Source organism: Fulvivirga aurantia, from assembly GCF_009711475.1.
Taxonomy (GTDB): domain Bacteria; phylum Bacteroidota; class Bacteroidia; order Cytophagales; family Cyclobacteriaceae; genus Fulvivirga; species Fulvivirga aurantia.
Map to the genome: position 1 here is coordinate 318 of NZ_SMMD01000324.1, position 1438 is coordinate 1755.

Here is a 1438-nt window from a genome sequence, read left to right on the forward strand (position 1 = left end):
ACTAGATTCAAGTAACTTCCGATATGCGGGAGTGAGGAAGACGAATAGTATTGTTACAGGTATATAGAACGAGACTCTTCGCTGCGCTCTGAGTGAAGTAAAGCCGATAAAACTAAAAAGCCATTCCGTTTCCGAAATGGCTTTCTCATTATCTTTAAACAATGCAGTTAATTGCACATTGTTAATTGCTAATTGTACATTGACTAAACGCCTTCCGCTTCTACAGCTTTAATTTCAGGAAGCATTCTTTTTAATAAGTTTTCTATTCCTGCTTTAAGCGTTACAGTAGATGATGGGCATCCACTACATGAGCCCTGTAATAATACTTTTACAACGCCCTCATTATATGAGTGAAACGAAATAGCTCCACCGTCACCTTCAACAGCCGGCTTTACATATTCGTCTAATATTCCTTTTATTTTCTTTACAGTTTCGGAGTCATTCTCATTGAACAATGGCTCTTCTACTACCTTATTAAGGATTGGCTTACCTGATTCTAAGTAAGCTTTGATGTGCTCCTTCAATTCGTTTCTCACTTCTTCCCAAATCACATCCTCCTTCTTCGTTACTGTCACGAAGTTGCTCATGTAAAATACACGATCTACATAAGGGTAATTAAATAATTCCTGGGCGAGAGGCGCGTCTTTAGCACTTTCTTTATCAGGGAAGTCAAAGCTTTGCCCATCATCTGTGAGCATAAGGTTAGCCACAAACTTTAACGAGTTTGGGTTAGGATTGGCTTCCATGTAAATGTTTATAATGCGGTCGTTATTAATCTCTTTCGTCTCCATTTTATTGCCGATTTAATACAGTCAACACTGATTTTTTACAAAGGTTCCCTTTTTTACGAGTATTTGGGCAATTCTCCTTCTGATTTTGCGATCAAAGTAGAAACAGTTGCATCACCTGTAACGTTCACGACAGTTCTGCACATGTCTAATATTCTATCTACCGGGAAAATAATCGCAATCCATGCCGGGTTGAGTCCAACTGATTGTAATACAATGATCATCATCACAAGGCCTGCACTTGGTGTAGCGGCTGCCCCTATAGAAGCTAGGGTTGCTGTTAAAACAATAGTCAATTGCTGCCCCAGCGAAAGGTCTACCAGGTGCATCTGAGCCATAAATATAACGGCCACGGCCTGATAGAGGCTGGTACCATCCATATTCACAGTCGCTCCTATTGGTAATACAAAGCTGCTTACGTTTTTAGAAACACCCATGTTATCTTCTATACACTCCATTGTAACCGGTAGTGTAGCTGCACTAGAGCTGGTAGAAAATGCCAGGAATTGTGCCGGGCTTATATTTCTAAAGAATTCTTTATAGCTCAGCTTCTTGATGAAGATTGTTACGATTATTGGATAAAATACGAAGATCATAAACATCAGACCTGCAAATAATGTCAGTGAATAAGATCCTAAGCCTTTAAATAT

Annotated in this window: 2 protein-coding genes; both read right to left on the reverse strand. The window is 39.4% G+C overall.

From position 1 onward, the window contains the following. Positions 1-203: 203 nt before the first annotated feature. Positions 204-791: a NifU family protein gene (locus E1176_RS01480; protein WP_155208808.1), complete on the reverse strand. Its 588-nt coding sequence runs from the start codon at positions 789-791 to the stop codon at positions 204-206. Between the two features lie 53 nt (positions 792-844). Further along, positions 845-1438: dicarboxylate/amino acid:cation symporter (locus E1176_RS01485; RefSeq protein ID WP_155208809.1), on the reverse strand; the 594-nt coding region annotated here is incomplete at its 5' end.